This is a genomic window from Caballeronia humi (assembly GCF_001544475.1).
In the GTDB taxonomy this organism is placed as follows: domain Bacteria; phylum Pseudomonadota; class Gammaproteobacteria; order Burkholderiales; family Burkholderiaceae; genus Caballeronia; species Caballeronia humi.
The window spans coordinates 190616-217454 of the sequence record NZ_FCNW02000001.1; the positions used below are offsets into that span (position 1 = coordinate 190616).

General features: G+C 63.2%; 23 protein-coding genes. 16 read left to right on the forward strand and 7 right to left on the reverse strand.

Annotation, left to right across the window (positions count from 1 at the left end; all coding sequences use genetic code 11):
* The first annotated feature begins 143 nt into the window (after positions 1-143).
* The 6 genes from AWB65_RS00920 to dut all read left to right on the forward strand — a co-directional run bounded on the left by AWB65_RS00920 (position 144) and on the right by dut (position 7376).
* Positions 144-1157, forward strand: coding sequence for a bifunctional riboflavin kinase/FAD synthetase (locus tag AWB65_RS00920; RefSeq protein WP_087665349.1), 1014 nt, complete (start codon positions 144-146; stop codon positions 1155-1157).
* Between the two features lie 112 nt (positions 1158-1269).
* The gene (gene ileS, locus AWB65_RS00925) at positions 1270-4119 is read left to right on the forward strand and encodes an isoleucine--tRNA ligase (protein WP_087665350.1); all 2850 of its coding nucleotides are present in this window, start codon (positions 1270-1272) and stop codon (positions 4117-4119) included.
* The gene (gene lspA / locus AWB65_RS00930; RefSeq protein WP_087665351.1) at positions 4119-4619 is read left to right on the forward strand and encodes a signal peptidase II; all 501 of its coding nucleotides are present in this window, start codon (positions 4119-4121) and stop codon (positions 4617-4619) included. The genes ileS and lspA overlap by 1 nt, the downstream gene beginning before the upstream one ends.
* Before the next feature lie 64 nt (positions 4620-4683).
* Positions 4684-5907, forward strand: a complete 1224-nt coding sequence (gene coaBC, locus AWB65_RS00935) for a bifunctional phosphopantothenoylcysteine decarboxylase/phosphopantothenate--cysteine ligase CoaBC (protein ID WP_087665352.1) — start codon at positions 4684-4686, stop codon at positions 5905-5907.
* A gap of 10 nt (positions 5908-5917) precedes the next feature.
* A complete protein-coding gene (locus tag AWB65_RS00940; RefSeq protein ID WP_087665353.1) occupies positions 5918-6925 on the forward strand; it encodes an LLM class flavin-dependent oxidoreductase in 1008 nt (335 codons plus the stop codon).
* Between the two features lie 4 nt (positions 6926-6929).
* Entirely contained in the window at positions 6930-7376 is a 447-nt protein-coding gene (dut, locus tag AWB65_RS00945; RefSeq protein WP_087665354.1) for a dUTP diphosphatase, read from the forward strand.
* Positions 7377-7382: 6 nt separating this feature from the next.
* Here dut and AWB65_RS00950 read toward each other — a convergent pair whose 3' ends face one another.
* The 5 genes from AWB65_RS00950 to clpS form a co-directional block, all read right to left on the reverse strand.
* On the reverse strand, positions 7383-8669 hold the full coding sequence (locus AWB65_RS00950; RefSeq protein WP_087665355.1) for a D-tagatose-bisphosphate aldolase, class II, non-catalytic subunit: 1287 nt from the start codon (positions 8667-8669) through the stop codon (positions 7383-7385).
* Positions 8666-9634: a tagatose kinase gene (locus AWB65_RS00955; RefSeq protein WP_087665356.1), complete on the reverse strand. Its 969-nt coding sequence runs from the start codon at positions 9632-9634 to the stop codon at positions 8666-8668. The genes AWB65_RS00950 and AWB65_RS00955 overlap by 4 nt, the downstream gene beginning before the upstream one ends.
* Before the next feature lie 13 nt (positions 9635-9647).
* Positions 9648-10478, reverse strand: a complete 831-nt coding sequence (locus AWB65_RS00960; RefSeq protein WP_087665357.1) for a DeoR/GlpR family DNA-binding transcription regulator — start codon at positions 10476-10478, stop codon at positions 9648-9650.
* A 173-nt stretch (positions 10479-10651) separates the two neighbouring features.
* A complete protein-coding gene (gene clpA / locus AWB65_RS00965) occupies positions 10652-12952 on the reverse strand; it encodes an ATP-dependent Clp protease ATP-binding subunit ClpA (RefSeq protein ID WP_087658087.1) in 2301 nt (766 codons plus the stop codon).
* Entirely contained in the window at positions 12949-13263 is a 315-nt protein-coding gene (clpS, locus tag AWB65_RS00970) for an ATP-dependent Clp protease adapter ClpS (protein ID WP_014190611.1), read from the reverse strand. The genes clpA and clpS overlap by 4 nt, the downstream gene beginning before the upstream one ends.
* Before the next feature lie 530 nt (positions 13264-13793).
* Between clpS and cspD the strand changes: the two genes are divergently transcribed.
* The gene (gene cspD, locus AWB65_RS00975) at positions 13794-14000 is read left to right on the forward strand and encodes a cold shock domain-containing protein CspD (protein ID WP_008351201.1); all 207 of its coding nucleotides are present in this window, start codon (positions 13794-13796) and stop codon (positions 13998-14000) included.
* Between the two features lie 73 nt (positions 14001-14073).
* Here cspD and AWB65_RS00980 read toward each other — a convergent pair whose 3' ends face one another.
* Together AWB65_RS00980 and icd are read right to left on the reverse strand one after the other, a co-directional pair.
* On the reverse strand, positions 14074-14541 hold the full coding sequence (locus AWB65_RS00980) for a DUF2628 domain-containing protein (RefSeq protein WP_125474056.1): 468 nt from the start codon (positions 14539-14541) through the stop codon (positions 14074-14076).
* Between the two features lie 33 nt (positions 14542-14574).
* The gene (gene icd, locus AWB65_RS00985) at positions 14575-15831 is read right to left on the reverse strand and encodes an NADP-dependent isocitrate dehydrogenase (protein WP_087665359.1); all 1257 of its coding nucleotides are present in this window, start codon (positions 15829-15831) and stop codon (positions 14575-14577) included.
* Between the two features lie 302 nt (positions 15832-16133).
* Here icd and AWB65_RS00990 point away from each other — a divergent pair, with 302 nt between their 5' ends.
* The 9 genes from AWB65_RS00990 to AWB65_RS01030 all read left to right on the forward strand — a co-directional run bounded on the left by AWB65_RS00990 (position 16134) and on the right by AWB65_RS01030 (position 26810).
* On the forward strand, positions 16134-16703 hold the full coding sequence (locus AWB65_RS00990; protein WP_087665360.1) for a pseudouridine synthase: 570 nt from the start codon (positions 16134-16136) through the stop codon (positions 16701-16703).
* Positions 16704-17040: 337 nt separating this feature from the next.
* The gene (locus AWB65_RS00995) at positions 17041-17259 is read left to right on the forward strand and encodes a hypothetical protein (protein WP_087665361.1); all 219 of its coding nucleotides are present in this window, start codon (positions 17041-17043) and stop codon (positions 17257-17259) included.
* A 243-nt stretch (positions 17260-17502) separates the two neighbouring features.
* On the forward strand, positions 17503-17958 hold the full coding sequence (locus AWB65_RS01000) for a DUF192 domain-containing protein (RefSeq protein WP_087665678.1): 456 nt from the start codon (positions 17503-17505) through the stop codon (positions 17956-17958).
* Between the two features lie 272 nt (positions 17959-18230).
* Entirely contained in the window at positions 18231-20336 is a 2106-nt protein-coding gene (gene fusA / locus AWB65_RS01005; RefSeq protein ID WP_087665362.1) for an elongation factor G, read from the forward strand.
* 248 nt (positions 20337-20584) lie between these two features.
* Positions 20585-21064 (forward strand): cupin domain-containing protein, encoded by a 480-nt coding sequence (locus AWB65_RS01010; RefSeq protein ID WP_087665363.1) that lies wholly within the window; start codon positions 20585-20587, stop codon positions 21062-21064.
* Between the two features lie 111 nt (positions 21065-21175).
* The gene (locus tag AWB65_RS01015) at positions 21176-22861 is read left to right on the forward strand and encodes an ABC transporter substrate-binding protein (protein WP_087665364.1); all 1686 of its coding nucleotides are present in this window, start codon (positions 21176-21178) and stop codon (positions 22859-22861) included.
* Positions 22862-22867: 6 nt separating this feature from the next.
* On the forward strand, positions 22868-23881 hold the full coding sequence (locus tag AWB65_RS01020; protein ID WP_087665365.1) for an ABC transporter permease: 1014 nt from the start codon (positions 22868-22870) through the stop codon (positions 23879-23881).
* Positions 23878-24735, forward strand: a complete 858-nt coding sequence (locus tag AWB65_RS01025) for an ABC transporter permease (RefSeq protein ID WP_087665366.1) — start codon at positions 23878-23880, stop codon at positions 24733-24735. Before AWB65_RS01020 ends, AWB65_RS01025 begins: the two co-directional genes overlap by 4 nt.
* Positions 24732-26810 (forward strand): ABC transporter ATP-binding protein, encoded by a 2079-nt coding sequence (locus AWB65_RS01030; RefSeq protein WP_087665367.1) that lies wholly within the window; start codon positions 24732-24734, stop codon positions 26808-26810. Before AWB65_RS01025 ends, AWB65_RS01030 begins: the two co-directional genes overlap by 4 nt.
* Positions 26811-26839: the final 29 nt, after the last annotated feature.

Sequence of the window (26839 nt, forward strand, 5' to 3'; positions counted from 1 at the left end):
TTTTATCATTCGACGGTGCGAAAACCGTGCCAAAACGGCGGGCGGGCGCCGTGCATCCGTGTGAGCGTTTATAATCGAACGCTTTGCTGGATCAGCCGAAGCTCGTGTCCTAAGCAGCACCCAACCACCGACCATCCGCTATCGTGAGAGTCTTTCGCGGCTTACCCAATGCCGAGAGCCGGGCGCCCTGCGCACTGACCATCGGCAACTTCGACGGTGTCCACCGCGGCCACCAGGCGCTGCTCGCGCACGTGCGGGCCGCCGCCGACGCGCGCGGCCTGCCGGTCTGCGTGATGACCTTCGAGCCGCATCCCCGCGAATTCTTCAATCCGGCTGGCGCGCCGCCGCGCATCGCCATGTTGCGCGACAAGCTGGAAGCGCTGCGCACGAACGGTGTCGATCGCGTGGTGGTCGAGCATTTCAATCACACGTTCGCGGGTCAGTCGCCGGATACGTTCGTCGAGAACATCATCGTGAACGGGCTGCACGCGCGCTGGGTCATGATCGGCGACGATTTCCGCTACGGCGCCAGGCGCGCGGGCGATTTCGGGTCGCTGAAGGCCGCGGGCGAGAAATACGGCTTCGAAGTCGAGCAGATGGCGACCGTCGCGCATCCGAACGGCGCGCGCATTTCGTCGTCGTCGGTGCGGGCATCGCTCGTGGCAGGCGATCTCGACGCCGCCCGCGTCGCGCTGGGGCGGCCGTACGTGATCAGCGGGCACGTCGTGCATGGCGCGAAGCTCGGCCGCGATCTCGGCTTCCCCACGCTCAACCTGCCGATCGCCCACAAGCGGCCGGCGCTCGCGGGCATCTTCGTCGTGCGCGTGCACGGGCTCGGGCCGGAACCGCTGCCTGCGGTCGCGAGCCTGGGGTTGCGCCCGACCGTCGACGATTCGGGCCGCGTGCTGCTCGAAGTCTTCGTGCTCGACTGGCACGGCGACGCCTACGGCAAGCTCGTGCGCGTCGAATTCCTGAAGAAACTGCGTGACGAGGAAAAGTACATCGACCTCGAAACGCTGACGGCCGCGATCGCGCGCGACGTCGCCCAGGCGCGCGACTACTTCGCGGCGGGCGGCGTGCGGATCGATTCCGAAAGCGGCCGCACTCACAACAGCGCCAGCGGCTTCGCCACCTCGGCGACCGATCGAATTAGGTGAGCGCGCGGCGCTTCGTCCTTGCGCGCCGCCCGCTGCCTCGTCTGCCGATCCACGGCGCGCCTCGCCGATAGAACGCGAGGCGCCGCCTCACAGCATTCACACTGAGTCATCCATGAGCGACAAGAAAGCCTCTTCAAAGCCTGACGCGAAGCCGCAGTCGAAATACCCGGTCAACCTGCTCGACACGCCGTTCCCGATGCGCGGCGACCTGCCCAAGCGCGAGCCCGCGTGGGTCAGGGAATGGCAGGACAAGAAGATCTACGAGAAGATCCGCGCCGCGAGCCAGGGCCGCGAGAAGTTCATCCTGCACGACGGCCCGCCCTATGCGAACGGCGACATCCACCTCGGCCACGCGGTCAACAAGATCCTGAAGGACATGATCGTCAAGGCGCGCAACCTCGCGGGCTTCGACGCCGTCTACGTGCCGGGCTGGGACTGCCACGGCATGCCGATCGAAATCCAGATCGAAAAGCAGTTCGGCAAGTCGCTGCCGGCCGCCGAAGTGATGCAGAAGGCGCGCGCCTATGCCACCGAGCAGATCGAGAAGCAAAAGGCCGGCTTCCGGCGCCTCGGCGTGCTCGGCGACTGGGACAACCCGTACAAGACGATGAACTTCACGAACGAAGCCGGTGAAATCCGCGCGCTCGGGAAGATTCTGGAGAAGGGCTATGTGTTCCGCGGCCTGAAACCGGTGAACTGGTGTTTCGACTGCGGCTCGGCATTGGCTGAAGCCGAAGTCGAATACAAGGACAAGACCGATCCGACCATCGACGTGATGTTCGCCTTCGCCGAGCCGGAGAAGACCGCGCAGGCCTTCGGCCTCGTCGAGCTGCCGAAGGCGGAGGGCGGTATCGTCATCTGGACGACGACGCCGTGGACCATTCCCGCGAACCAGGCGTTGAACGTCAATCCGGAGATCGTCTACAGCCTCGTCGATACACCGCGCGGCCTGCTGATCCTCGCCGAAGAGCGCGTCGAAGAGTGCCTGAAGAACTACGGCCTCACCGGCACGACCGTCGCGACCGCCAAGGGCGACAAGCTCGCGAACCTGCGTTTCCACCATCCGCTCGCCTCCGCCCATCCGGGCTATAAGCGCACGGCGCCCGTCTACCTCGGCGAGTACGTGACGACCGAAACCGGCACGGGCATCGTGCATTCGTCGCCGGCGTATGGCGTCGAGGACTTCGTGTCGTGCAAGGAGCACGGCTTGGCCGACTCCGACATCATCAACCCCGTGATGGGCGATGGCCGCTACGTCGAATCGCTGCCGCTCTTCGGCGGGCTGTCGATCTGGAAGGCGAATCCGCAGATCGTCGAGGCGCTCGAAGGCGCGAAGTCGCTGTTGAAGTCGGAGAAATACACGCACAGCTACATGCACTGCTGGCGCCACAAGACGCCGATCATCTACCGCGCGACGTCGCAGTGGTTCGCCGGCATGGACGTGAAGCCGAACGACTCCGCAAAGACCCTGCGCGAGACCGCGCTGGAAGGCATCGAGGCGACAGCGTTCTATCCGTCGTGGGGCAAGCAGCGCCTGTACAGCATGATCGCGAACCGTCCCGACTGGACGCTCTCCCGCCAGCGCCAGTGGGGCGTGCCGATGGCGTTCTTCGTGCACAAGGAAACGGGCGACCTGCATCCGCGCACGCTGGAATTGCTGGAAGAAGTGGCGAAGCGCGTTGAAGTGAGCGGTATCGAGGCATGGCAGACGCTCGATCCGAGCGATCTGATCGGTGAAGACGCCAACATGTACGAGAAGAACCGCGACACGCTCGACGTCTGGTTCGACTCCGGCACGACGCACTGGCACGTGCTGCGCGGCTCGCACAAGGATTCGCTGCAATTCCCGGCTGATCTCTATCTGGAAGGCTCGGACCAGCATCGCGGCTGGTTCCATTCATCGCTTTTGACCGCGTCGATGCTCGACGGCCGCCCGCCCTACAACGCGCTCCTGACGCACGGCTTCACCGTCGATGGCGAAGGCCGCAAGATGTCGAAGTCGCTCGGCAACGGCGTCGATCCGCATGAGGTATCGAACCGGCTAGGCGCGGAAATCATCCGCTTGTGGATCGCATCGACCGATTATTCCGGCGAGCTCGCGATCTCCGAGGAAATCCTGAAGCGCGTGACGGAGACGTATCGGCGTATCCGCAATACGCTGCGCTTTTTGCTAGCGAACCTGTCGGACTTCGATTTCGAGAAGGACGCGCTGCCGGTCGAAGACTGGCTCGAACTCGACCGCTACGCAATCGCGCTCGCGCAGAACCTGCAGGACGACGTCCTCGCGCATTACGAGAAGTACGAGTTCCATCCGGTCGTCTCGAAGCTCGCCACGTTCTGCTCGGAAGACCTGGGCGGCTTCTATCTCGACGTGCTGAAGGACCGTCTCTACACGACGAAGCCCGATTCGCGCGAACGCCGCGCCGCGCAGACCGCGCTGTATCACATCGCGCACGGCCTGCTGCGGCTGATCGCGCCGTATCTGTCGTTCACGGCGGAAGAGGCGTACAAGGTGCTGAAGCCCGGTCAGGATACGATCTTCACCGAGGTCTATCACGCGTATCCGAAGGTGCCGAACGCGGGCGATTTGCTCGACAAGTGGACGCTCGTGCGCTCCGCGCGCGGCGACGTGACGAAAGCGCTGGAAGAAGCGCGCACGGCGAACGCTATCGGTTCGTCGCTGCAGGCTGAAGTCGAAGTGCGCGCGAGCGGCGCGCGCTACGACGCGCTGGCGAGCCTCGGCGCGGACCTGAAGTTCGTGCTGATCACATCGGCGGCGGCGCTCGTGAAGGTCGAGAGCGAAGTGGACGAAAGCGTCGAAGTCGCGGCATCGAAATATCTGAAGTGCGAGCGCTGCTGGCACTACGTCGCGGACGTCGGCGCGAACGCCGAGCATCCGGGCCTGTGCGGGCGCTGCTTCTCCAACCTCTTCGGCTCCGGCGAAACGCGGGGCGCAGCATAATGGCAAGAACGATGGTGAAACAAAGCAGTGGTTCCCTCGCGCCGTGGCTCGGCATCGCAGCGATAGTCATTCTCTTCGATCAGTTGACGAAGATCGCCGTCGCGCGCGTGTTCGCCTACGGCGAGCCGCACGCGCTCACGCCGTTCTTCAACCTGCTGCTCGTCTATAACCGAGGCGCCGCGTTCAGTTTCCTCGCGGCGGCCGGCGGCTGGCAGCGCTGGGCGTTCACGGCGCTCGGCGTCGCTGCGGCAATCGTGATCATTTATTTGCTCAAGAAGCACGCCGCGCAGCGCATGTTCTGCACGGCGCTCGCGCTCATCATGGGCGGCGCGATCGGCAACGTGATCGACCGGCTCGCGTACGGTCACGTGATCGACTTCCTCGATTTTCACGTCAATACGTGGCACTGGCCGGCGTTCAATCTCGCCGACAGCGCGATCTTCGTCGGCGCCGCGCTACTCGTGTTCGACGAATTGCGGCGCGTGCGCGGATCGAAATAACGCGGTTGCCAAGGCGCAAATAAGGCACGCCGCGCTCGCGGGGAAACGAACAAGCGGAGGCAAGTTGGACACGGCAGAACTCGCAGGAAAACACCTCGTACTCGGCCTGACGGGCGGCATCGCCTGCTACAAGATCGCCGAGCTGACGCGCCTGCTCACCAAGGCGGGCGCGACCGTCCAGATCGTGATGACCGACGCGGCTACGCAGTTCATCACGCCCGTGACGATGCAGGCGCTTTCCGGGCGCCCCGTCTACACGTCGCAGTGGGACGCGCGCATAGCAAATAACATGCCGCACATCGATCTCTCGCGTGAGGCGGATGCGATCGTGATCGCGCCCGCTTCCACCGATTTCCTCGCCAAGCTCGCGCACGGCAGGTGCGACGATCTGCTCTCGACGCTGTGCATCGCGCGCGATTGTCCGCTGCTCGTCGTGCCCGCGATGAACCGCCAGATGTGGCAGAACTCGGCGACGCAGCGCAACGTCGCGCAACTGCGCGGCGACGGCGTCGAGGTGCTCGGGCCGGATTCCGGCGCTCAGGCATGCGGCGAAGTCGGCGACGGGCGGATGCTGGAGCCGTCGGCCACTTTTGAGGCGATCTGCGCGTTCTTCCAGCCGAAGATCCTGCGCGGACGGCGCGTGCTGATTACCGCTGGCCCGACGTTCGAACCGCTCGATCCGGTGCGCGGGATCACGAACCGGTCGTCGGGGAAGATGGGCTTCTCGCTCGCGCGCGCGGCCGCTCAAGCCGGCGGCGACGTGCATCTGATCGCGGGGCCCGTCGCGCTGGAGACGCCGTGGGGCGTCTATCGCGAGGACGTACAGACCGCGCGGCAAATGTACGACGCCGTCATGCACGCGACACCCGACACCGATATTTTCATCGCGGTGGCCGCCGTCGCGGACTGGCGCGTCGATCACGTGAGCGAACACAAGATCAAGAAGACGGCCGGCCAGCCGCTGCCTTCGTTCAATTTCGTCGAGAATCCGGACATCCTCGCCTCCGTCGCGAAGTTGCCGAATCCGCCGTACTGCGTCGGCTTCGCGGCGGAAAGCGGCGATCTCGACGTGCACGGCGAAGACAAGCGCGTGCGCAAGAACGTGCCGCTTCTGATCGGCAACCTCGGCCCGCTGACGTTTGGCCGCGACGACAACGAAGTCGTGCTGTTCGAGGCGTCGGGCAAGACGCGTCTGCCGCGCGCGGACAAGAAGCTGCTCGCGCGCACGCTGATCGGCGAGATCGCCAAACGCGCGCCGCGTGTCGGCGGCGATTCCTTGCTGTCGTAGCGACGGCGCCATGACGAAGCTCTCCGTCCTCGATCAGACGCCGGTCATCCACGGCCACACCACCGCCGACGCCATCGCGGCCACGCTCGAACTCGCCCAACTCGCCGACGATCTCGGCTTTACCCGCTACTGGTGCGCCGAGCACCACGGCTTGCGCGGCGTGTCGAATCCTTGTCCCGAAGTCATGCTCGCGCGCATCGGCAGTCTGACGAAGCGCATCCGCATCGGCTCGGGCGGCGTCATGCTGCCGTACTACAGCCCGTTCAAGGTTGCCGAGCAATTCCTGATGCTCGAAGCGCTGTTTCCGAACCGCGTCGATCTGGGCGTCGGACGCGCGCCCGGAGGCGATATGCGCACGGCGCAAGCCGTCGCGGCGGGCGATTACAACCGTGGCGACATCTTCCCTCAGCAGGTCGCCGATCTCGTCGGCCTGTTCAACGGCGCGCTGCCCGACGATCACATCGCGAACGGTGTGCTGCTGCAACCGCAGATCGCGACGCGGCCCGAACTGTGGATGCTCGGCTCCAGCGACTTCGGCGGATTGCTGGCGGCGCAGCTTGGCATCCGCTTCGCGTTCGCACATTTCATCAACGCGCAGTACGGGCATCGCGTGGCCGAAGCGTATCGCGAGCGGTTCACGGCGGGTAATGAAGCACAGCCGTATCTGGCTGCCGCCGTCTTCGTCATCTGCGCCGATACCGACGACGAAGCCGCAGCGCTAGAAAAAGCCGTCGATTTGCGCCGCGTGCAAATGGCATACGGCCTGAACATGCCGATTCCGTCGATCGAACAGGGCGCCGCGCAGCATTACGGCGAGCGCGAACTGAACGTGATCGCGCGCGAGAAGAATCGCAGCATCATCGGCACGCCGGAACGCGTGACCGCCGAACTCCACGCGCTGCAAGAGCGTTTCGACGCCAACGAACTGATCGTGCTGACCGTCGCGGGCAGCTATCGTGCGCGCCTGCGCTCCTATCAACTTTTGGCCGACGCCTTCGAGCTCGGCCGCTCCGACTGAACTCATGAAACTCGACGTCAAGATTCTCGATGCGCGCATGCGCGACTTCATGCCCGCCTACGCCACGACCGGCAGCGCGGGCCTCGACCTGCGCGCGTGCATCGACGAGCCGCTCGTCATCGCGCCCGGCGAGACAAAGCTCGTGCCCACCGGTCTAGCGATCCACCTCGGCGATCCGGGCTACGCCGCGCTGATCCTGCCGCGCTCGGGACTGGGGCACAAGCACGGCGTGGTGCTGGGCAACCTCGTCGGGCTGATCGATTCGGATTATCAAGGCCAGTTGATGATCTCGACGTGGAATCGCGGCGACATCGCGTTCACGCTGAATCCGATGGAGCGTCTTGCGCAGATGGTCATCGTGCCGGTGGTGCAGGCGCAGCTCAACATCGTCGATGATTTCGACGCGAGTGAGCGTGGCGAGGGCGGGTTCGGCAGCACCGGCAAGCACTGAGATTGATCAGACGCGGCACGCCGCCGCATACATCCGTATCACCTGCCGCACGCGATCCTGCGCGATCGCGTGCGGATCATCGGCGGCGAGTGCGCCGTTTCTGACCGCCCAGTACTGATCCGGCAAGTACTGGCTTAGTAAATTCTCCGGAATCCGCACCGCCGACAGATTGTCGAGCAGCCTCTCTGCCGCCGCGCCGATTGCATCATCGGTCCAGTAGTAGCGCACGCGATCGCTGTAGCTGTAGGTGCGCAACACGCGCTGCTGCTGCGCGTCGCCGTGGTAATACTTCTCCCAATAGCCGGGCTTCTCGAGCATCACGCGCTCCACCACTGCACGCAAATTCGAGCGCCGCGATTCGTCGATGAGTTGCGATTCGATGTCGGCGAGTGCGAAGAGCGCCTCGCGCAACGCGAACGTCACGCCCGGGCCGACTTTCAGGATGCGAAAGCCATCGCGGACCAGCGCGCGGAGCGCTTCGGGCGTTTGATAATCCGTCGAATGCGCTTCGAACACCATGCCCGGCAGGTCGTCGAGCGCGCTTTTCAGGTACGTTGCACGTTCCGGCCGATAGTCGATCACCTTCGTATGATCGAACTCGACGCCCGGCTGCACCACGAGCGCGATCACGCGCGGCCAGGCGTGATCGAGACCGGACGCGCGCCACGCATCGCGGTGCACCCGCGCCGTTTCCAAAGCCGCTTCGCGCGAAGTCGGTTCGACGATTTCCAGTTCTTCCGCCGCGCCGCCCGGCACCGGCACTTCGGTGCCGATCACGTAGACAGGCGCGACGCGCAATCCCTCGCGCCTTACCGCCGCCTCCGCGACCGCGCACAATCGCGCCGCGCGCGACGCGACGATTGCATCCGACAGTCGCTCGGGATCGTCCGCGCAGGGCATGCTCGTGTCGAGGTGGATCTTCGTGAAGCCCGCCGAGGCGTACGCATCGATCAACGCATCGGCGCGCTGCATTGCCTCGGCTGCTGGCAGATGCCTCCATGCGTTCGGCCCGAGGTGATCGCCACCGAGAATCAGATGCTGCCGCGCGAACCCGACGCGATCCGCAATCCCCCACACGAACGTGACGAAATCCTTCGGCTTCATGCCGGTATAGCCGCCGTACTGATCGACCTGATTCGATGTCGATTCGATCAGGAGCGGCGTCTGATCGGCCAATGCCTGCCGCATCGCGGCCTCCAGAACCCACGGATGCGCCGAACAGATCGAATAGAGGCCGGCAAGCCGCTCGGCCGCCGGGTGCCCGTTGCTCAAACGCGCGACGATATCGCTCATTGCGTCGCTCCGTTTGCACGCAGGAACGCGTCGAGTTGGGCGAATGTCGCTGTGCCTTCCATCGGGCCCTTCGCGCCGACCGCCAGCGCCCCGCTCGCACACGCGTAGCGCAGCGCGGCACCGGCGTCCATGCGCTGCGCGCGGCACGCGACGTAAGTCGCGCCGAAGCAATCACCCGCGCCGGTCGGATCGATTTCTTCGACTTCGAACGCCGCATGGTGTTGCTCACCGTCGGCGTCGTAGAAACTGCAGCCTTGAGCGCCGCGCTTCACGACCACCTCCTTCACGCCGCGTCGCAACAGCTCGTCGATGGCTCCGCGCTCCGTCGTTGCGCTCGCGAGCAGCGTGACTTCGTGGCCGCTCGGCAGGAACACGTCGGTGTAGTCGAGGATGAAATCGAGCGCGTCGCGCATCTCCGGAATCCGCAGCATTTCCTTGCGGATGTTCGGATCGAAGCTGACCGTGCCGTCGTTCGCCTTCACCGTTTCGATCGCCTTCTTCATCGCCTCGATGATCCGGAACGAGAACAGCGACGAGCCCATCACGTGGAAATTACCGCAGCCGGCGAGCTGGTCGGCGCGCACGTTTGCGCTCGACAACTGTGCCGACGCGCTGTTCGTGATGTTGTAGATGAAGTCGCGATCGCCATCCTCGCGATAGGTGACGAACGCGCTGCCGGTCGTCGCGTCTTTCAGCACGGCGATGCCGGAGACATCGACGCCATCACCGCGCAGGCGCTCGATGTTGAGCGCGCCGAAGTCGTCGTCGCCGACGCAGCCGATCAGCGCGCACTGGCTGCCGAGTTTCGCGACCTGATCGATGAAGATCGCGGGCGCGCCGCTCGCGTACGGGCCGATCAGCGTGCCGGGGCGGCGAAAGCTCTGGCCGCGCCCGGTCGCCATGATTTCGACGAGGATTTCACCCATCGCGACGATGGAGCCAGGTTTGCGTTCGAGGTTGGACATGGTTTGCTTGAGGTTAGGAGCGGGATTCAGACTTCGGACGGAATTCGACGACGCCCTCTTCCCGCCGATGCATATGCAATCCGGCGTGCTGAAACGCGTCGACGAGGGCCGGTTCGATCGCGTCGTCGATGACGATTCCGTCGAGCTCAGACAGGCGGCAGACGGCTTCACCTTCGCCGATCTCCGGCCGGTACGACAACGCGACGCGACATTTCGACGCCTTCAGCGCCGCGCGGAATACCGGCGCGAGCCGCGCGTCGGCGCAGACGAGATTGCCGTCTCGACCGATGCCGCTCGCTTCGATCAACGCGATGTCAAGCGGGCGCGCCCCGACCGAACGCTCGGCGTCGGGGCCGGTGAGGATCGTGGAGTCGCCTTCGAGTGCGCCGCCCGTCAGCCGCAGCTCGCAATTCACGAAGCGTTGCGCGGTCGCGACCATCGCCAGATCGTGGAGCGTGAGCGCTAGATTCGAGCGGTCGGCGAGCAGCGGCAGCAGCTTGTGCGTCACGACGCCCGCGCCGATGAAAAGCGACGCGTGATCGTCGATGAAGTCCGCGGCCGCGCGCGCGATCGCCATGTCGATGGATTTGCGCTCGGCGTCGGGCGCGGTGACGGCGCCGCGTGCGCTGTCGGCCGAAGCAGCGGGTTGCTGCGCGAGATAGCGTGCCTTGCCGAACGAGCGCACCAGATAGCGCTGCGCTTCGAGATAGCTGAGATCGGAGCGGATCGTGACGCTCGAAACGTCGAACGCCTGGCTCAGTTCATCGACGGACACCTCGCCGCGCTTCCTGACGAGCTCGACGATTTGCAGCCGGCGATGCAGCGAATTCTTGTTGGCAAGCATTGGGATAATGCGACGTCCGCTCTTTCGTTACGAAAGAGTTTAGTTTCGAATCGAAAGTAACGTAAAGCGATTTTTGCGATTTGGGCGCTGGCGTTTACCCGCAGCATGAAACGCACAGACGAAAAAAAGCGGCACGGGGAGACCGTGCCGCTTTCTTCTATAAGGCTCCTACATCACTCGACTTCAACCGCCTCCGGATTCGGATTACGCGGCACCGGATTTTCATCGAACGTCAGTTGCACCTTGTCGTTCTCGTCCACGTCGACCGTCACGCGACCACCGGACAGCAGCTTGCCGAACAACAATTCGTCGGCAAGCGCCCGGCGGATCGTGTCCTGGATCAGACGCTGCATCGGCCGCGCGCCCATCAGCGGGTCGAAACCGTGCTTCGCCAGGTGCTTGCGCAGCGCGTCGGTGAAGAGCGCATCGACCTTCTTCTCATGCAACTGGTCTTCCAGTTGCATCAGGAACTTGTCGACCACGCGCATGATGATTTCTTCATCGAGCGAACGGAAGCTGATGATCTGATCCAGACGGTTCCGGAACTCCGGCGTGAACATCCGCTTGATATCGGCCATTTCGTCGCCGGTTTCGCGGCGGTTCGTGAAGCCAATCACCGACTTGCCCATCGCCTCGGCGCCCGCGTTCGTCGTCATGATGATGATGACGTTGCGGAAATCTGCCTTGCGACCGTTGTTGTCGGTCAGCGTGCCGTGGTCCATCACCTGCAACAGCACGTTGTAGATGTCCGGATGCGCCTTTTCGATTTCGTCAAGCAACAGCACGCAATGCGGCTTCTTCGTGACGGCTTCGGTCAGCAAACCACCCTGATCGAACCCGACATAGCCCGGCGGCGCGCCGATCAGCCGGCTCACCGCGTGACGTTCCATGTACTCGGACATGTCGAAGCGCAGCAATTCGATGCCGAGCGTGAACGCAAGCTGCTTCGCGACTTCGGTCTTGCCGACGCCGGTCGGACCCGAGAAGAGGAACGCGCCGATCGGCTTGTCCAGCTTGCCGAGGCCTGCGCGCGCCATCTTGATCGATGCCGACAGCGCATCGATGGCCGGGTCCTGCCCGAACACGACGCTCTTCAGGTCGCGATCGAGCGTCTGAAGCTTGCTGCGATCATCCTGCGAGACGCTTTGCGGCGGCACGCGCGCGATCTTCGAGATGATCTCTTCGATCTCGTTCTTGCCGATGGTCTTCTTCTGCTTCGACTTCGGCAGGATGCGTTGGGCCGCGCCCGCTTCGTCGATCACGTCGATCGCCTTGTCCGGCAGATGACGGTCGGTGATGAAGCGCGCCGACAACTCAGCCGCCGCCGACAGCGCACCCGACGAATACTTCACGCCGTGGTGCTCTTCGAAACGCGACTTCAATCCGCGCAGGATCGCCACCGTCTGCTCGACGGTCGGCTCGGTCACGTCGACCTTCTGGAAACGGCGCGACAAGGCCGCGTCCTTTTCGAAGATGCCGCGATATTCCGTGAACGTGGTCGCACCGATGCACTTCAACTGCCCCGACGACAACGCCGGCTTCAGCAGGTTCGATGCATCGAGCGTTCCGCCCGAAGCCGCGCCCGCGCCGATCAGCGTATGAATTTCGTCGATGAACAGAATGGCGTGCGGACGCTCCTTCAGTTCCTTCAGCACCGTCTTCAGACGCTGCTCGAAATCGCCGCGATACTTCGTGCCCGCGAGCAACGCGCCCATGTCGAGCGAATAGACCTGCGCGTCGGCAAGAATGTCCGGCACTTCGCCGCGCGTGATGCGCCAGGCGAGCCCTTCGGCGATCGCGGTCTTGCCCACGCCGGCCTCACCGACGAGCAGCGGATTGTTCTTGCGCCGGCGGCACAGCACCTGCACCACACGCTCGACTTCAGACTCGCGACCGATCAGCGGATCGATCTTGCCGTCCTTCGCCAACTGGTTCAGGTTCTGCGTGAACTGCGCGAGCGGCGTTTCCTTCTGCGCGGCGGCTTCGTCCGTTTCCGGATTGGCCTCGCTGCTTGCCTTCGCCGCGTCGCCGCTGTTCGTCTTCGCGATGCCGTGCGAAATGAAATTCACGACGTCGAGCCGCGTCACACCCTGCTGCTGCAGGTAGTAGACGGCGTGCGAATCCTTCTCGCCGAAGATCGCGACGAGCACGTTCGCGCCGGTCACTTCCTTCTTGCCATTCGACGTCGACTGCACGTGCATGATCGCGCGCTGAATCACACGCTGGAAACCAAGCGTCGGCTGAGTATCGACGTCGTCCGTGCCGGGCACGGTCGGCGTGTTGTCATGAATGAAATTGCGCAGGTTCTGACGCAAATCTTCGATGTTTGCTGCGCATGCGCGCAACACTTCAGCCGCGGTCGGGTTGTCCAACAAGGCCAGTAAAAGATGCTCGACCGTAATGAACTCGTGCCGCGCCTGACGTGCTTCCATAAACGCCATGTGCAGACTGACTTCCAGTTCCTGGGCAATCATGCTTCCTCCATCACACACTGCAGCGGGTGCCCCGCCTGCCGTGCATGGCTAACGACTTGCTCAACTTTGGTCGACGCGATGTCCCGCGTGTAGACCCCACAAACTCCCCTGCCCTCGCGATGAACCTTCAGCATGATTTGCGTCGCAGTCTCACGATCCTTGTTGAAGTACTCCTGCACCACCATCACGACGAATTCCATCGGCGTGAAGTCGTCATTCAGCAGCACCACCTTGTACATGGCCGGCTTCTTCAGCTTTTGTTCCTGCCGCTCCAGTACAGTGCCGTCCTGCTTGTTGGGATTGATCGCCATACACCCATTCTAAACAACTCGGACAGGCCCGCAATGCTGCCGAAAAACGCCGACCGTCCGGTCGGAAAACTGCACCAACGACGCGCGCAGCCAGAGCCTGTCATGCCTGAATTCCGCCGCTGCCCGCCTGAGCCACGGCCCGCTTGAACTTCCGTGAATCCAGTATCGCACAGCTACAAAAAAACTGACCGGAGGCTCCCCCGCGGCGCGTTGCCGGTACTGCTTGCCGGTACTCCTCATGTGAGACGATTATGCGACTTTTCAAGATGACTTGCTTGGGGCGCAGCACACACGCAAAGCAGGAATAACCCTACGAATGTGGTCTTTACAACGTGCTTAACGGCCATCTCAAAATTTTCTTGACACGTGATTTAAGAGATTCAACAATCAAACTGGCACTTTTTTCCGAAGACCAATCAGGCGAAAGAAATGCCGAGGTGAGCTTGTGAGGAGGGCACGGTTCACACACAGAGTGGCCGATGATCTTTTCGAGCGTGCTCGTGGTAGCGACGAGAGTTAGAGGGGAAGTAATGTCAACTGGTACGGTCAAATGGTTCAACGACGCGAAAGGCTACGGATTCATCACGCCCGATGAAGGCGGCGAGGATCTGTTCGCACATTTCTCGGCGATACAAATGAACGGTTTCAAGACACTCAAGGAAGGCCAGAAGGTCAGCTTTGAGATCGTCCAGGGACCGAAGGGCAAACAGGCTTCGAACATCCAGGACGCAGCCTGACCGTTCGATCGCACTTTTTGCCTCTGGGACCCGGCTTCGTGCCGGGTTTTTTGTGCTCGTCTTTCGATAACGTTTAGACCACCTGGATGCCTTCGAGGATATTCCAGCCGTCGTTACCTTTGATTCTCTTGAGGTAATACGAGTAATTCACCGTACACGCCGACAACCCCGAAAGCACGAATCCCAGGATTTGCGATATATCACGGCCTGTCATCGAATAAATGAACAGTTCGATAAGAAACAACACGATCGCGCAGGCGAACAAGGTCAGTGCCTTGCGCCACATCCCGAGATAGAGAAAATAGAACGGTCCGACAAAGAACCCCAGGAAGCTGAAAACGATCGTGATTCGTTTCAAGAACGGTCGCGTTTTGATCGCGGCCTTGAATCCGGCGGAATCTGGCGCGCCGTGGGCCTCGAAGAATTCGAAGCGCTCGCGCCACTTGGGCTTCAGTTCCATCGATTCGATTAAAGGTGACGCCACGAAGTGATGCTCCTTTGTCAACGCAAGTGAAAAACCCCGGCAGCGCAATAACGCCAACCGGGGTTTCCTGAAACCAGAAATCAACCGCGCCTACATATTCTCGATCATCACCTGGCCGAATCCCGAGCACGAGACCTGCGTCGCCCCTTCCATCAGACGCGCGAAGTCGTACGTCACGCGCTTCTGCAGAATCGAAGTCTCCATTGACCTGATGATCGCATCGGCGGCTTCGGTCCAGCCCAAATGGCGCAGCATCATCTCCGCCGACAAAATCTCCGAGCCCGGATTCACATAGTCCTTGCCCGCGTACTTCGGCGCCGTGCCGTGCGTCGCTTCGAACATCGCGACCGAATCCGACATGTTCGCGCCCGGCGCGATGCCGATACCGCCCACCTGAGCCGCCAAAGCATCCGACACGTAGTCGCCGTTGAGATTCAGCGTTGCGATCACGTCGTATTCGGCGGGACGCAGCAGGATCTGTTGCAGGAACGCGTCAGCGATCACGTCCTTCACGACGATATCGCCGCCCGACTTCGGGTTCTTGATCTTCATCCACGGGCCGCCGTCGATCAGTTCCGCCGCGAATTCGCTTTGCGCCAGTTCATAACCGTAGTCACGGAACGCGCCTTCGGTGAACTTCATGATGTTGCCCTTGTGCACGAGCGTGACCGAGCGGCGATCGTTATCGAGCGCGTACTGGATCGCCTTGCGCACAAGCCGCTGCGTGCCTTCCTTCGAAACCGGCTTGATACCGATTCCCGAGGTCTCCGGGAAGCGGATCTTTTTCACGCCCATCTCTTCCTGAAGGAACTTGATGACCTTCTTCGCCTCTTCCGACTGCGCCGGCCATTCGATGCCGGCGTAGATGTCCTCGGAATTCTCGCGGAAGATGATCATGTCGATCTTCTCCGGCTCGCGCACCGGCGAAGGCACGCCCTTGAAGTACTGCACCGGCCGCAGGCACACGTAAAGATCGAGTTGCTGGCGCAGCGCCACGTTCAGCGAGCGGATACCGCCGCCGACCGGCGTCGTGAGCGGGCCCTTGATCGACACGACGTATTCCTTCAACACGTCGAGCGTTTCGTCGGGGAGCCACACGTCCGGGCCGTAAACCTTCGTCGCCTTCTCGCCCGCGAAAATCTCCATCCAGTGGATCTTCTTCTTGCCCGCATACGCCTTCTCGACCGCCGCGTCGACCACCTTGATCATCACCGGCGTAATGTCGAAACCGGTGCCGTCGCCTTCGATGTACGGGATGATCGGCTGATCGGACACGTTGAGGGAGTAATCCGCGTTCACGGTGATCTTGTCACCGCCCGTCGGAACCTTGATGTGCTGATACGGCATGGTCGACTCCATAGAAGGCTGGGCTGGTTGAAGGCTAGCTGAGCTGATTGCGGCATGCGCCCGGACTGTCGGCGACGCACGCATGGTGGCCAGAACTTCATTCTAGCCCACCGCGCCGGGCGTTTTACGGCTGCCTGAGCTACTCGCCGCAGGTCTCCGCCCGCTCTCATGTCTTATATAAGACATAGGACTTGTCGTTCCGGATTATGCATTAATATCCCGCCATGCGCCATCCGGCAGTTTCCGCATAAACCACGCGGGCCCAGCGCTGGCGCGCTCTCTCAACGTTCATCCGGTTTCCCATGCCGCTCATCGCCCTGAATAAGCCGTTCGGCACGATCTGTCAGTTTTCACCGCACGAGACGCGCGCGTCGCTCGGCGACTGGGTGAAGACGCCGGGCGTGTATCCCGCCGGCCGGCTCGATGCGGACAGCGAAGGCCTGCTCCTCCTCACCGACGACGGCGCCTTGCAGACACGTATCGCCGAACCGCGTCACAAGCTCGTCAAGCGATATTGGGCGCAGGTCGAGGGCGCGCCCGACGAGGCGGTGTTGAAGCGCCTCGCGAAAGGCATCGATCTGGGCGACTACATCACACGCCCTTGCCGCGCGAATTTCGTCGAGCCGCCGGCGACGCTCTGGCCGCGTACGCCGCCGATCCGCTATCGCGCCGCGATCCCGACGACGTGGATCGAACTCGCGATTACCGAAGGCAAGAATCGCCAGGTGCGGCGCATGACGGCCGCCGTCGGTTTTCCGACGTTGCGGCTCGTGCGCGCGGGCATCGGCGCCCTCGATGTTTTCGCGCTCGGACTCGCGCCCGGCGAATCGATGGAACTGCCGCCGCGCGCGCCTTGGGATGGCATCGGATAATTTCGGCTTGCTTAAACAAATTGTCACCGAGACACGTTAGGCCACCACCGTTTCAGCTTTTTTTGAGCCCGATTAAATATCGACGAAGATTTTCGTCAACCGAGTCCCGACACCCCGCGTTAGTGGTCGCAGATGCCTTGCAAAGCTATCCGGCATTAGCGAATGACCCACATCGATAACCTGCTTTTCACAGGCTGTTTGTAAGGTTTTAGCGCTCGCGGCAGTATCGATCTATTTGTCGATACCGTTGTCAACCGAAAGGTGGATGGCTCGTTTACCGACATGACTCCAATAACCGGGTCGTTGGTTAATTTACTCAAGCTAAAGGATTCACAAGATGAACAAACTGATCGCTGCTCTCGTCGCCGGCCTGTTCGCAACGGCTGCTTTCGCTCAAGCTTCGGACGCTACGGCTCCGGCAGCAGCACCGGCAGCAGCCGCTTCGACGGCTCACAAGACGACGCACAAGAAGAAGACTTCGCACAAGAAGTCGTCGCACAAGAAGGCAGCATCGGCAGAAGCAGCACCGGCAGCCGCTACGGGCGCATCGCAGTAAGTTTGATGTAAAGGCAGTAAAGCGAAGTCAAAAACAGCAGTACTGCCGTTCCAACGGCTTAGAAAGGCAGATGGCCACACGGCAATCTGCCTTTTTTCTTTTTGCGCGGGCATCGCGTAACATGCGCGAGTCTTTTTTGGCTTTTCCTGTTAAACCAAGATTTCAGCAAGGAGTTTCGCCGTGCGTCTTGTGCTGCGCTCGTTTCACCCCTTCCGTCCTTTCGATTTCTTTCGCGCAATCAGAATGCTGGCGATCGCGCTCGTGCTGCCGCTCGCCGCGTTGTCGGCGGTTCATGCGCAGCAGCTTCCGCCGGGCGCGAAGCAGCCGACCGATTTCCCCCGCGCGAAACTCACCGCGGGCATGTTCGTGATCGACGCGGCCGTCGCTGCGAGCGACGCCGATCGAGAGCAGGGACTCATGTACCGTTCGAAGCTTGCGCCGAACGAAGGCATGCTCTTCGTGTTCAACGAGAACGCCGTGCATTGCTTCTGGATGAAGAACACGCTGATCCCGCTGTCGATCGCGTTCATTCGCGCGGACGGCACGATCACCGATATCGACGAAATGCAGGCCGAAACGACAGACAACCACTGCCCGCGCAACAACGGCGTGTATGCGCTCGAAATGAGCAAGGGCTGGTTCGCATCGAAAGGCATCAAGCCGGGGACGAAGATTCAGGGCCTGCCGCAACCGCAATAAAGCCGCAACAACGCGTGGCGCGTCACGCGTCACGATGAAACCGGCCGTCCACGCGACGCGCCGGTTTTTTTTCGTCCGCGCGGCGCAGGAACCGAGGCCCGGCGCGGGCTGGCAAGATTCCTGCAAAGACCCTGTCGAAGCGCTATCCTAATAAACCAGCGAGACGCTGTCCGGCGGTTATCCCAGCCGCGCGCGCCCAAGCGGCTCAACCCCGCGCGGCGCCGCTTTGCGGGACTGCCGCCATCCGCTCGACCCATCCACAGGAGGTTCAAGTGCCCCGCAAGACTCCCATCGAGCGCTACCGGAACATCGGCATCAGCGCTCACATCGATGCCGGCAAGACCACCACCACCGAACGCATTCTTTTCTACACCGGTGTGAACCACAAGATCGGCGAGGTTCACAACGGGGCGGCCACGATGGACTGGATGGAGCAGGAGCAGGAGCGCGGCATCACCATTACGTCGGCTGCTACGACCGCCTTCTGGAAAGGCATGGCCGGCAATTATCCGGAACACCGGATCAACATCATCGACACGCCCGGACACGTCGACTTCACCATCGAAGTCGAGCGCTCGATGCGCGTGCTCGACGGCGCCTGCATGGTCTACGACTCGGTCGGCGGCGTGCAGCCGCAGTCGGAAACCGTCTGGCGTCAGGCGAACAAGTACAAGGTGCCGCGCATCGCGTTCGTCAACAAGATGGACCGCGTCGGCGCTGATTTCTTCCGTGTGCAACGCCAGATCGGCGACCGGCTGAAGGGCGTCGCCGTGCCGCTGCAGATTCCGGTCGGCGCGGAAGATCACTTCCAGGGCGTCATCGACCTCGTGAAGATGAAGGCGATCATCTGGGACGAAGCAAGCCAGGGCGTGCTCTTCGAGTACCAGGAGATTCCGGCGAACCTGCTCGCGACCGCGCAGGAATGGCGCGACAAGATGATCGAGGCGGCCGCCGAAGCGAACGAGGCTTATCTCGAGAAGTATCTCGGCGGCGAAGAGCTGAGCGAGGAAGAGATCAAGAGCGGCATCCGCCAGCGCACGATCGCGAACGAGATCGTGCCGATGCTATGCGGCAGCGCGTTCAAGAACAAGGGCGTGCAGGCGATGCTCGACGCCGTGATCGACTATCTGCCCTCCCCGGTGGACATTCCCGCCATCCTCGGTCACGACGAATACGACAAGGAAGCGGAACGCCATCCGACCGACGACGAGCCGTTCTCCGCGCTCGCGTTCAAGATCATGACGGACCCGTTCGTCGGCCAGTTGATCTTCTTCCGCGTGTATTCGGGCGTCGTGAATTCGGGCGATTCCGTCTACAACGCCATCAAGGAAAAGAAGGAACGCCTCGGGCGGATTCTTCAGATGCACGCGAACGAGCGCAAGGAAATCAAGGAAGTCTACGCAGGCGACATTGCCGCGGCCGTCGGCCTGAAGGAAGCGACCACCGGTGACACGCTGTGCGACCCGAACCACGTCATCATCCTCGAACGGATGATCTTCCCCGAACCGGTGATCTCGCAGGCCGTCGAGCCGAAAACGAAGGCCGACCAGGAAAAGATGGGCATCGCGCTCAACCGGCTCGCGCAGGAAGACCCGTCGTTCCGCGTGCAGACCGACGAGGAATCCGGCCAGACGATCATCTCCGGCATGGGCGAACTGCACCTCGAAATTCTCGTCGACCGGATGAAGCGCGAGTTCAGCGTCGAGGCGACTGTCGGCAAGCCGCAGGTCGCGTATCGCGAGACGATCCGCATTCCGGTGGAAGACGTCGAGGGCAAGTTCGTCAAGCAGTCGGGCGGACGCGGGCAGTACGGTCACGTCGTGATCAAGATGGAGCCGCAAAAGCCCGGCGGCGGCTATGAATTCGTCGATGCGATCAAGGGCGGCGTCGTGCCGCGCGAGTACATTCCGGCGGTCGACAAGGGTATTCAGGAGACGCTGAAGTCGGGCGTGCTCGCGGGCTATCCGGTGGTCGATGTGAAGGTGACGCTGACTTTCGGCTCGTACCACGACGTCGATTCGAACGAAAACGCGTTCCGCATGGCCGGATCGATGGCATTCAAGGACGGCATGCGGAAGGCAAAACCCGTGCTGCTCGAACCGATGATGGCCGTCGAAGTGGAAACGCCCGAGGAATTCATGGGCAACGTGATGGGCGATTTGTCGGGGCGGCGCGGCATCGTGCAGGGCATGGAGGACATCGCGGGCGGCGGCGGCAAGCTGGTGCGCGCCGAGGTTCCGCTCGCCGAGATGTTCGGCTATTCGACGACGCTGCGTTCGCTGTCGCAGGGCCGCGCGACCTACACGATGGAGTTCAAGCATTACGCAGAAACGCCAAACAATGTGGCAGATGCGATTGTGAATTCGAAGTCGAAGTAAACTCTGTCGACCAGAGTTGGCGCTTTAGCGCTTACTCTGGTCCCATGCAAGGCTGTCGATCCAGAGTTAGCGCTTTAGCGCTTACTCTGGTCCCATGCAAGGCTGTCGATCCAGAGTTAGTGCTTTAGCGCTTACTCTGGTCCCATGCATAGCACCTGCTGTAACCCGTCCGTTGTATGCCCGTGCTTCACGTGTGGCCGCAACGGACTTTTTTTATCCGCGCGGCTTCTTTCGACGGAGAAAAAATCATGAGCGACGAACAGCGAACCGACTGGCGCGAACACGGCGTCAAGGTCATCAAGGGCGACCAGCTCGACACCAACACGCCGCAGACGCCCGGCATGAACCGCGCGGCGGCGATCAACGCGGCGCGCGTCGGCGCGCAGAAGATCTGGGCCGGCACCGTCACGATCCATCCGAACGCGAAAACCGGCGCGCATCATCACGGTGCACTGGAAAGCGTGATCTACGTCGTGCGCGGACAAGCGCGCATGCGCTGGGGCGAGCATCTGGAGTTCACCGCCGAGGCCGGTCCGGGCGATTTCATCTTCGTGCCGCCGTACGTGCCGCATCAGGAGATCAACGCGCGCACCGACGAGCCGCTCGAATGCGTGCTCGTGCGCAGCGACAACGAAGCCGTCGTGGTGAACCTGAATATCGATGCGGTGGAAGAGCCCGAAGCGGTCTACTGGGTCGATCCGATCCACAAGCATCCGCACGATCATTGAGGCGGCGCGTTGCTTGCTACTTCAGCGCGACGCCCTGAAGCGCGTGGCTCGGCTAAACTGGCCGCAACGCCGCTCGCAACAAATACAACATACGGAACGGAACGCCCCCTGATGAAGACATCGACCGACCACGATCACGCCTTCGACCGCGCCCTGGACGATTCACGCTCGGGCGCCGGCGATCTCGGCAATCACGCCATCGACGAATTCAAGGCCGGCCGCCTCACGCGCCGCGAGCTGCTGCGCCACGCGAGCGTGCTCGGCTTCGTGCTGGCCGTCGGCGGCGTCGGCGGTCTGATCGGCATGCCGCGCAACGCTCGCGCGCAGGTCGCGGGCAAGCCGGGCGGCACGATCCGCGTCGCGCACCTGACGCCGGTGGGCGCGGTCGATCCGCTCACCGTCACCGATGCCGCCGGTCTCGCGCTCATCAACCAGACCGGCGAATTCCTGATCGACGACGACGGCGAGAAACTCACGCTGCGTCCGGCGCTGGCGCTCTCGTGGAAGTCGAACGACAAGGGCGACGTGTGGACCTTCAAGCTGCGCGACAACGTCAAGTTCCACGACGGCCAGAAGATGACCGCGAAGGACGTCGCCGCAACTTTCAACCGTCTCGCCGACCCCGGCAGCGGATCGGCGGCGCTTTCGGTGCTGAAGGGCGTGCTGTCGAAGAATTCGGCGAAGGCGACCGACGACCTCACCGTCGAGTTCCATCTCGATGCACCGAACGGCAACTTCCCGTTCTATGTTTCCTCCGACAATTTCAACGCGGTGATCCTGCCCGCGAACTTCTCGGGAACGTATGAGAAATCGTTCATGGGAACAGGGCCGTTCAAGTTCGAGAAGTACACGCCGAAGGTGGGCGCGTCGTTTGTGCGCAACCCCGACTACTGGGGCGAGAAGGCGCTGCCCGAACGCGTGACCTTCGCGTTCTACGCGGACCAGCAGGCGCAATTGCTCGCGCTGCAAGGCCGTCAGGCTGACGTCATGGGCGACTTCACCGTGCAGGGCGGCGTGAGCGTGCTGAACAACGCACAGTTCAAGGTGCTCGGCGTGAAATCGAGCGCGCACCGGCAGATGCACATGCGCAACGACAACGCGCAGTTCAAGGACAAGCGCGTACGCCAGGCGCTCGCGCTCGCGATCGATCGCGAGATCATCGTGAAGGGCCTCTTTCGCGGCCGAGCGCAGCTCGGTAACGACAGCCCGTTCGCGCCGGTGTTTCCGTCGAGCGATCTGTCGGTGCCTCAGCGCAAGGTCGATATCGCGAAGGCGAAGCAGTTGCTCGCGCAGGCGGGTGTGCCGAACGGCTTCGACGTCACGCTCACGACCGAAAAGTACATGGAGATACCCGATCTCGCGGTCGTGATCCAGAACGCGGCGAAGGCGATCGGCGTGCGCATCACGCTAAAGGTGGAGAGCCAGGAGCTGTATTACGGCACGGGCACGTTCGGCAAGTCGGACTGGCTGGATTCGCCGCTCGGCATCACCGACTACGGTCATCGCGGCGTGCCGAACGTGTTCCTCAACGCGCCGCTTACGAGCGGTGGCACGTGGAACGCGGCGCACTTCAAGAATCCGCAGTACGACAAGCTCGTCGCGGATTTCGTCGCCGCGCTCGACGTCGCGTCGCAAAAGAAGCTCTCCGCGCAAATCCAGAACCTGCTGCTCGACGAGACCCCGGTCGTGATTCCGTATTTCTACGACTATCTGGTCGTAACAAGGGCGAACGTCGCGGGCGTGCGCTTCAACGCAAACTCGCAGCTTTATCTCGATCGCGCGACGATCAGTGGCTGATCGTTCATGAACACGGCGACGACAGGAGCGCTCACCCCCTCACGAGGAAGCGGCAGCGCGTGGCGCATCGCGCGCTTTACCGGCACGCGGCTCGTGCTCGCGCTCATCACGCTGTGGCTCCTGTCGGTGATCGTGTTCGCGGGCGGGCAGTTGCTGCCGGGCGACGTCGGCCGCGCGATCCTCGGGCCGCTCGCCGATGCCCGCGCCGTCGCGGCGCTCAATCATCAGCTCGGCGTCGACCGGCCGCTTCTCACGCAATACACCGCGTGGATCGGCCACTTCCTGCGCGGCGACATGGGCCAGTCGTATGCGTACCGATCGCCGGTCGCGCCGTTCATCGTCGATGCGCTCGCCAATTCGGCGAAGCTCGGCGCGCTCGCGTTCATCGTCGTGGTGCCGCTCGGGATCGCGGGCGGCGTGTATTCGGCGCTGCACGCGGGACGCTGGATCGATCGCGTGATCAGCATCACCGGCCTTTCGGCGACGGTCGTGCCGGAATTCGTTTCGTCGATCGTGCTGATTCTCGTGTTCGGCGTGTGGCTGCAATGGCTGCCGATCGAAGCGACCTTTCCGCCCGACGCGAACGTCTTCGTGCAACTGAAGCATCTCGTCCTGCCCGTGCTGCCGCTCGTGCTCGTGTTCTTCGGCTATATCGCGCGGATGGCGCGCGCCGGGACCGTCGAAGCGCTCGACGCCGATTACACCCGCACCGCGATCCTGAAAGGCCTGCCGCGCCGCACGGTGATCTGGCGGCACGTCCTGCGCAATGCATTGCTGCCGACCGTCACCGTCGCTGCTACGCAGCTCGGCTACATGATCGGCGGACTGGTCGTCGTGGAGACGCTCTTTCACTATCAGGGCATCGGCTCGCTGATCTACAACGCCGCGAAGGCGAAGGACTTCCCGATGCTCGAAGCCGGCGTGCTGACGGTCGGCGTGATCTATACCGCGGCGAACCTGATCGCCGATGCGCTCTATGTCGTGCTCAATCCGCGGCTGCGCGTGAGGGAATCGCAATGAGCACCGCGCCCTCGCCCGCTGTGAGAGCGCCGCGTTTCGAACGTTCGACGGCGCTGCTGCGATCGCCGACCTTCGTCATCGGCGCGCTGATTCTGCTCTTCTGGGTCGCGTGCGCGCTCATCGGGCAGCACGTCGTGCCGCAAGACCCGTACGCCTCCGATCCGCTCAACTCGCTCACGCCGCCCGATGCCACGCACTGGTTCGGCACCGACCAGCTCGGCCGCGACGTGTTCGCGCGCGTGATCGTCGGCGCGCGCGACATCCTGACGATCGCCCCGCTCGCGACGCTGCTCGGCACGCTCGCGGGCACGGCGATCGGCCTCGTCGTCGGCTACTTCGGCGGCTGGGTCGACAACGTGATCGGCCGCGTGATCGATGCGCTCCTCGCGCTGCCGCTCGTGATCGTCGCGCTGCTCGCGCTCGCGGCGGTCGGCGCGAGCAACGCGACGGTGATCATCGTGATCGGTCTCACCTTCGCGCCGATCACCGCGCGCACGGTACGCTCGGCGGTTTTCGCGGAACGCAACCTCGACTACGTGCTCGCGGCGCAACTGCGCGGCGAAAACGCGATCTACATCATGTTCGCCGAGGTCCTGCCGAACGTGCTGCAGCCGATCATCGTCGAGGCGACCGTGCGGCTCGGCTACGCGATCTTCGCGGTGGCGACGCTCTCGTTCCTCGGCTTCGGCATCCAGCCGCCCTCGGCCGACTGGGGCCTTGCGCTCTCCGAGTGCTACACGCTGATGGCGGGCGGCGCGTGGTGGACCGTTGTGTTCGATGCGCTCGCGATCGCCTCGCTCGTCGTCGGCGTCAATCTCGTGGCGGATGCAATTCAGGGAGTGCTCGACCGATGAACGGACCTCCGCCGTCGGCGTTTCCGGCATTCGCCGTCCCGAAGCGCGATCGCGCCGATGCGCTGACGATCGTCGGCCTGACGGTCGCCTACCGGATGCGGGGACGCGAGCGCGACGTGCTGCAGGACATCACGCTGCGCGTGCGGCGCGGCGAGGCCTACGGGCTCGTCGGCGAGTCGGGCTGCGGAAAATCGACTGCCGCGCTCGCCGTGCTGCGCTACCTGCCACGCAACGGGCGCGTGAAGGCGGGCAAGATTTCGATCGGCGGGCGCGACGTCGCTTCGCTGCACGCCGACGCCTTGCGCGACATGCGCGCCAATGCGGTGTCGATGGTGTATCAGGACCCGGGGCGCGCGCTCAATCCGTCGCTGACCATCGCGCGGCAGGTGTCGGAAGCGTTTGAGGCGTCGGGGGCATCGGCGGATGATGCGCTCGCGCGCACGGTCGATATCCTGCGGCGCGTGCGGATCGCGTCGCCCGAGCGCGTGATGGAGAGCTATCCGCATCAGCTCTCGGGCGGGATGCAGCAGCGCGTCGTGATCGCGATGGCGCTCGCGTGCAATCCCGAACTCCTGATCCTCGACGAGCCGACGACCGGGCTCGATGCCACCGTCGAAGCCGAAGTGCTCGATCTGATCGCGCAGTTGCGCGCGGAACTCGGCACGGCGGTGCTGTTCATCAGCCACAACCTCGCGGTGATCGGGCGGATGTGCGATCGCGTCGGCGTGCTGTATGCAGGCAAGCTCGTGGAAGAGGGCGTGACGCGCGACGTGTTCGCGCGGCCGCGCCATCCGTACACGGTCGGTCTGTTGCGCTGCCTGCCGACGAGCGGTCGCAGCAAGGACATGGGACGCCTCGACACGATTCCCGGCTCGCTGCCGCTGCCGGGCACGGTGACGCAGGGCTGCATCTACGCGGAGCGCTGCAAGCTCGCCGACGCGCGCTGCCTGCGCGACGCGCCGCCGCCGTATCGCGTGGCGTCTGCGAACGGCGACCAGATGGCGCGCTGCCACTATCACGAGCGCGCGATCGAACTGCCGCGCGCGACGCCCGAAGCCGCGTCCGATCCCGTCGATCTATCGCTGGCGCCGGTGGCGCTCAAGGCGCGTAACGTATCGAAGACGTTTCGCGTCGGCAACGAACTCGTGCGCGCGGTCCACGACGTATCGCTCGATCTCGCGCAGGGCGAGACGCTCGGGCTAGTCGGCGAATCGGGCAGCGGCAAGACGACGCTCGCGAAGCTCATGCTCGGCCTGCTCTCTCCCGACGAAGGCGCGACGCTCGAACTCGACGGCGCGGCGCTGCCCGCGCGCGTCACGCGTCGTAACGACGAACAGGTGAAGTCGCTGCAGATCGTGTTCCAGAACCCCGATTCCGCGCTCAATCGTGCGCATTCGGTGCGGCGGCTGATCGCGCGGTCGCTCTCGAAGCTCGCTTCGCTGCGCGGCGCGGCTAAGGAGGAGCGCCTGCAATCGCTGACGGAATCCGTGCGGCTGCCCGAGCGCTATCTGAGCGCGCGCACGCGCCAGCTGTCCGGCGGACTGAAGCAGCGCGTCGCGATCGCGCGTGCGTTCGCGGGCGATCCGCGCGTCGTCGTCTGCGATGAACCAACGTCCGCGCTCGACGTCTCCGTGCAGGCCGCGATCCTCAACCTGCTCGCCGATCTCCAGCGCGAGCGCGGCGTGAGTTACGTGTTCATCTCGCACGATCTGCACGTGGTGCGCTATCTGTCGGATCGAATCGCGGTGCTGTATCTCGGGCGGATCATGGAGATCGGCCGCGCCGCCGATGTCTTCGGCGGGCCGCAGCATCCTTATACGGAGGCGCTGCTGTCGTCGGTGCCGTCGCTCGATGGCAGTGCAGGCGCGCATGGCGGGCGCATCCGCCTGTCCGGCGAATTGCCGAGCGCGGCGAATCCGCCTTCGGGATGCGTGTTCAATACGCGCTGTCCGCGCAAGCTGGGCGCGATCTGCGAGGAGCAGGAGCCGCCTTATGCCGATGCAGGCGGCGCGCACCGGATTCGCTGTCACATTCCCATTGAAGAGTTGCGCTCGCTTCAGTCGCAGGAAAGCTGACGGAACCAAAGGCCACGCGATCCCTCTCA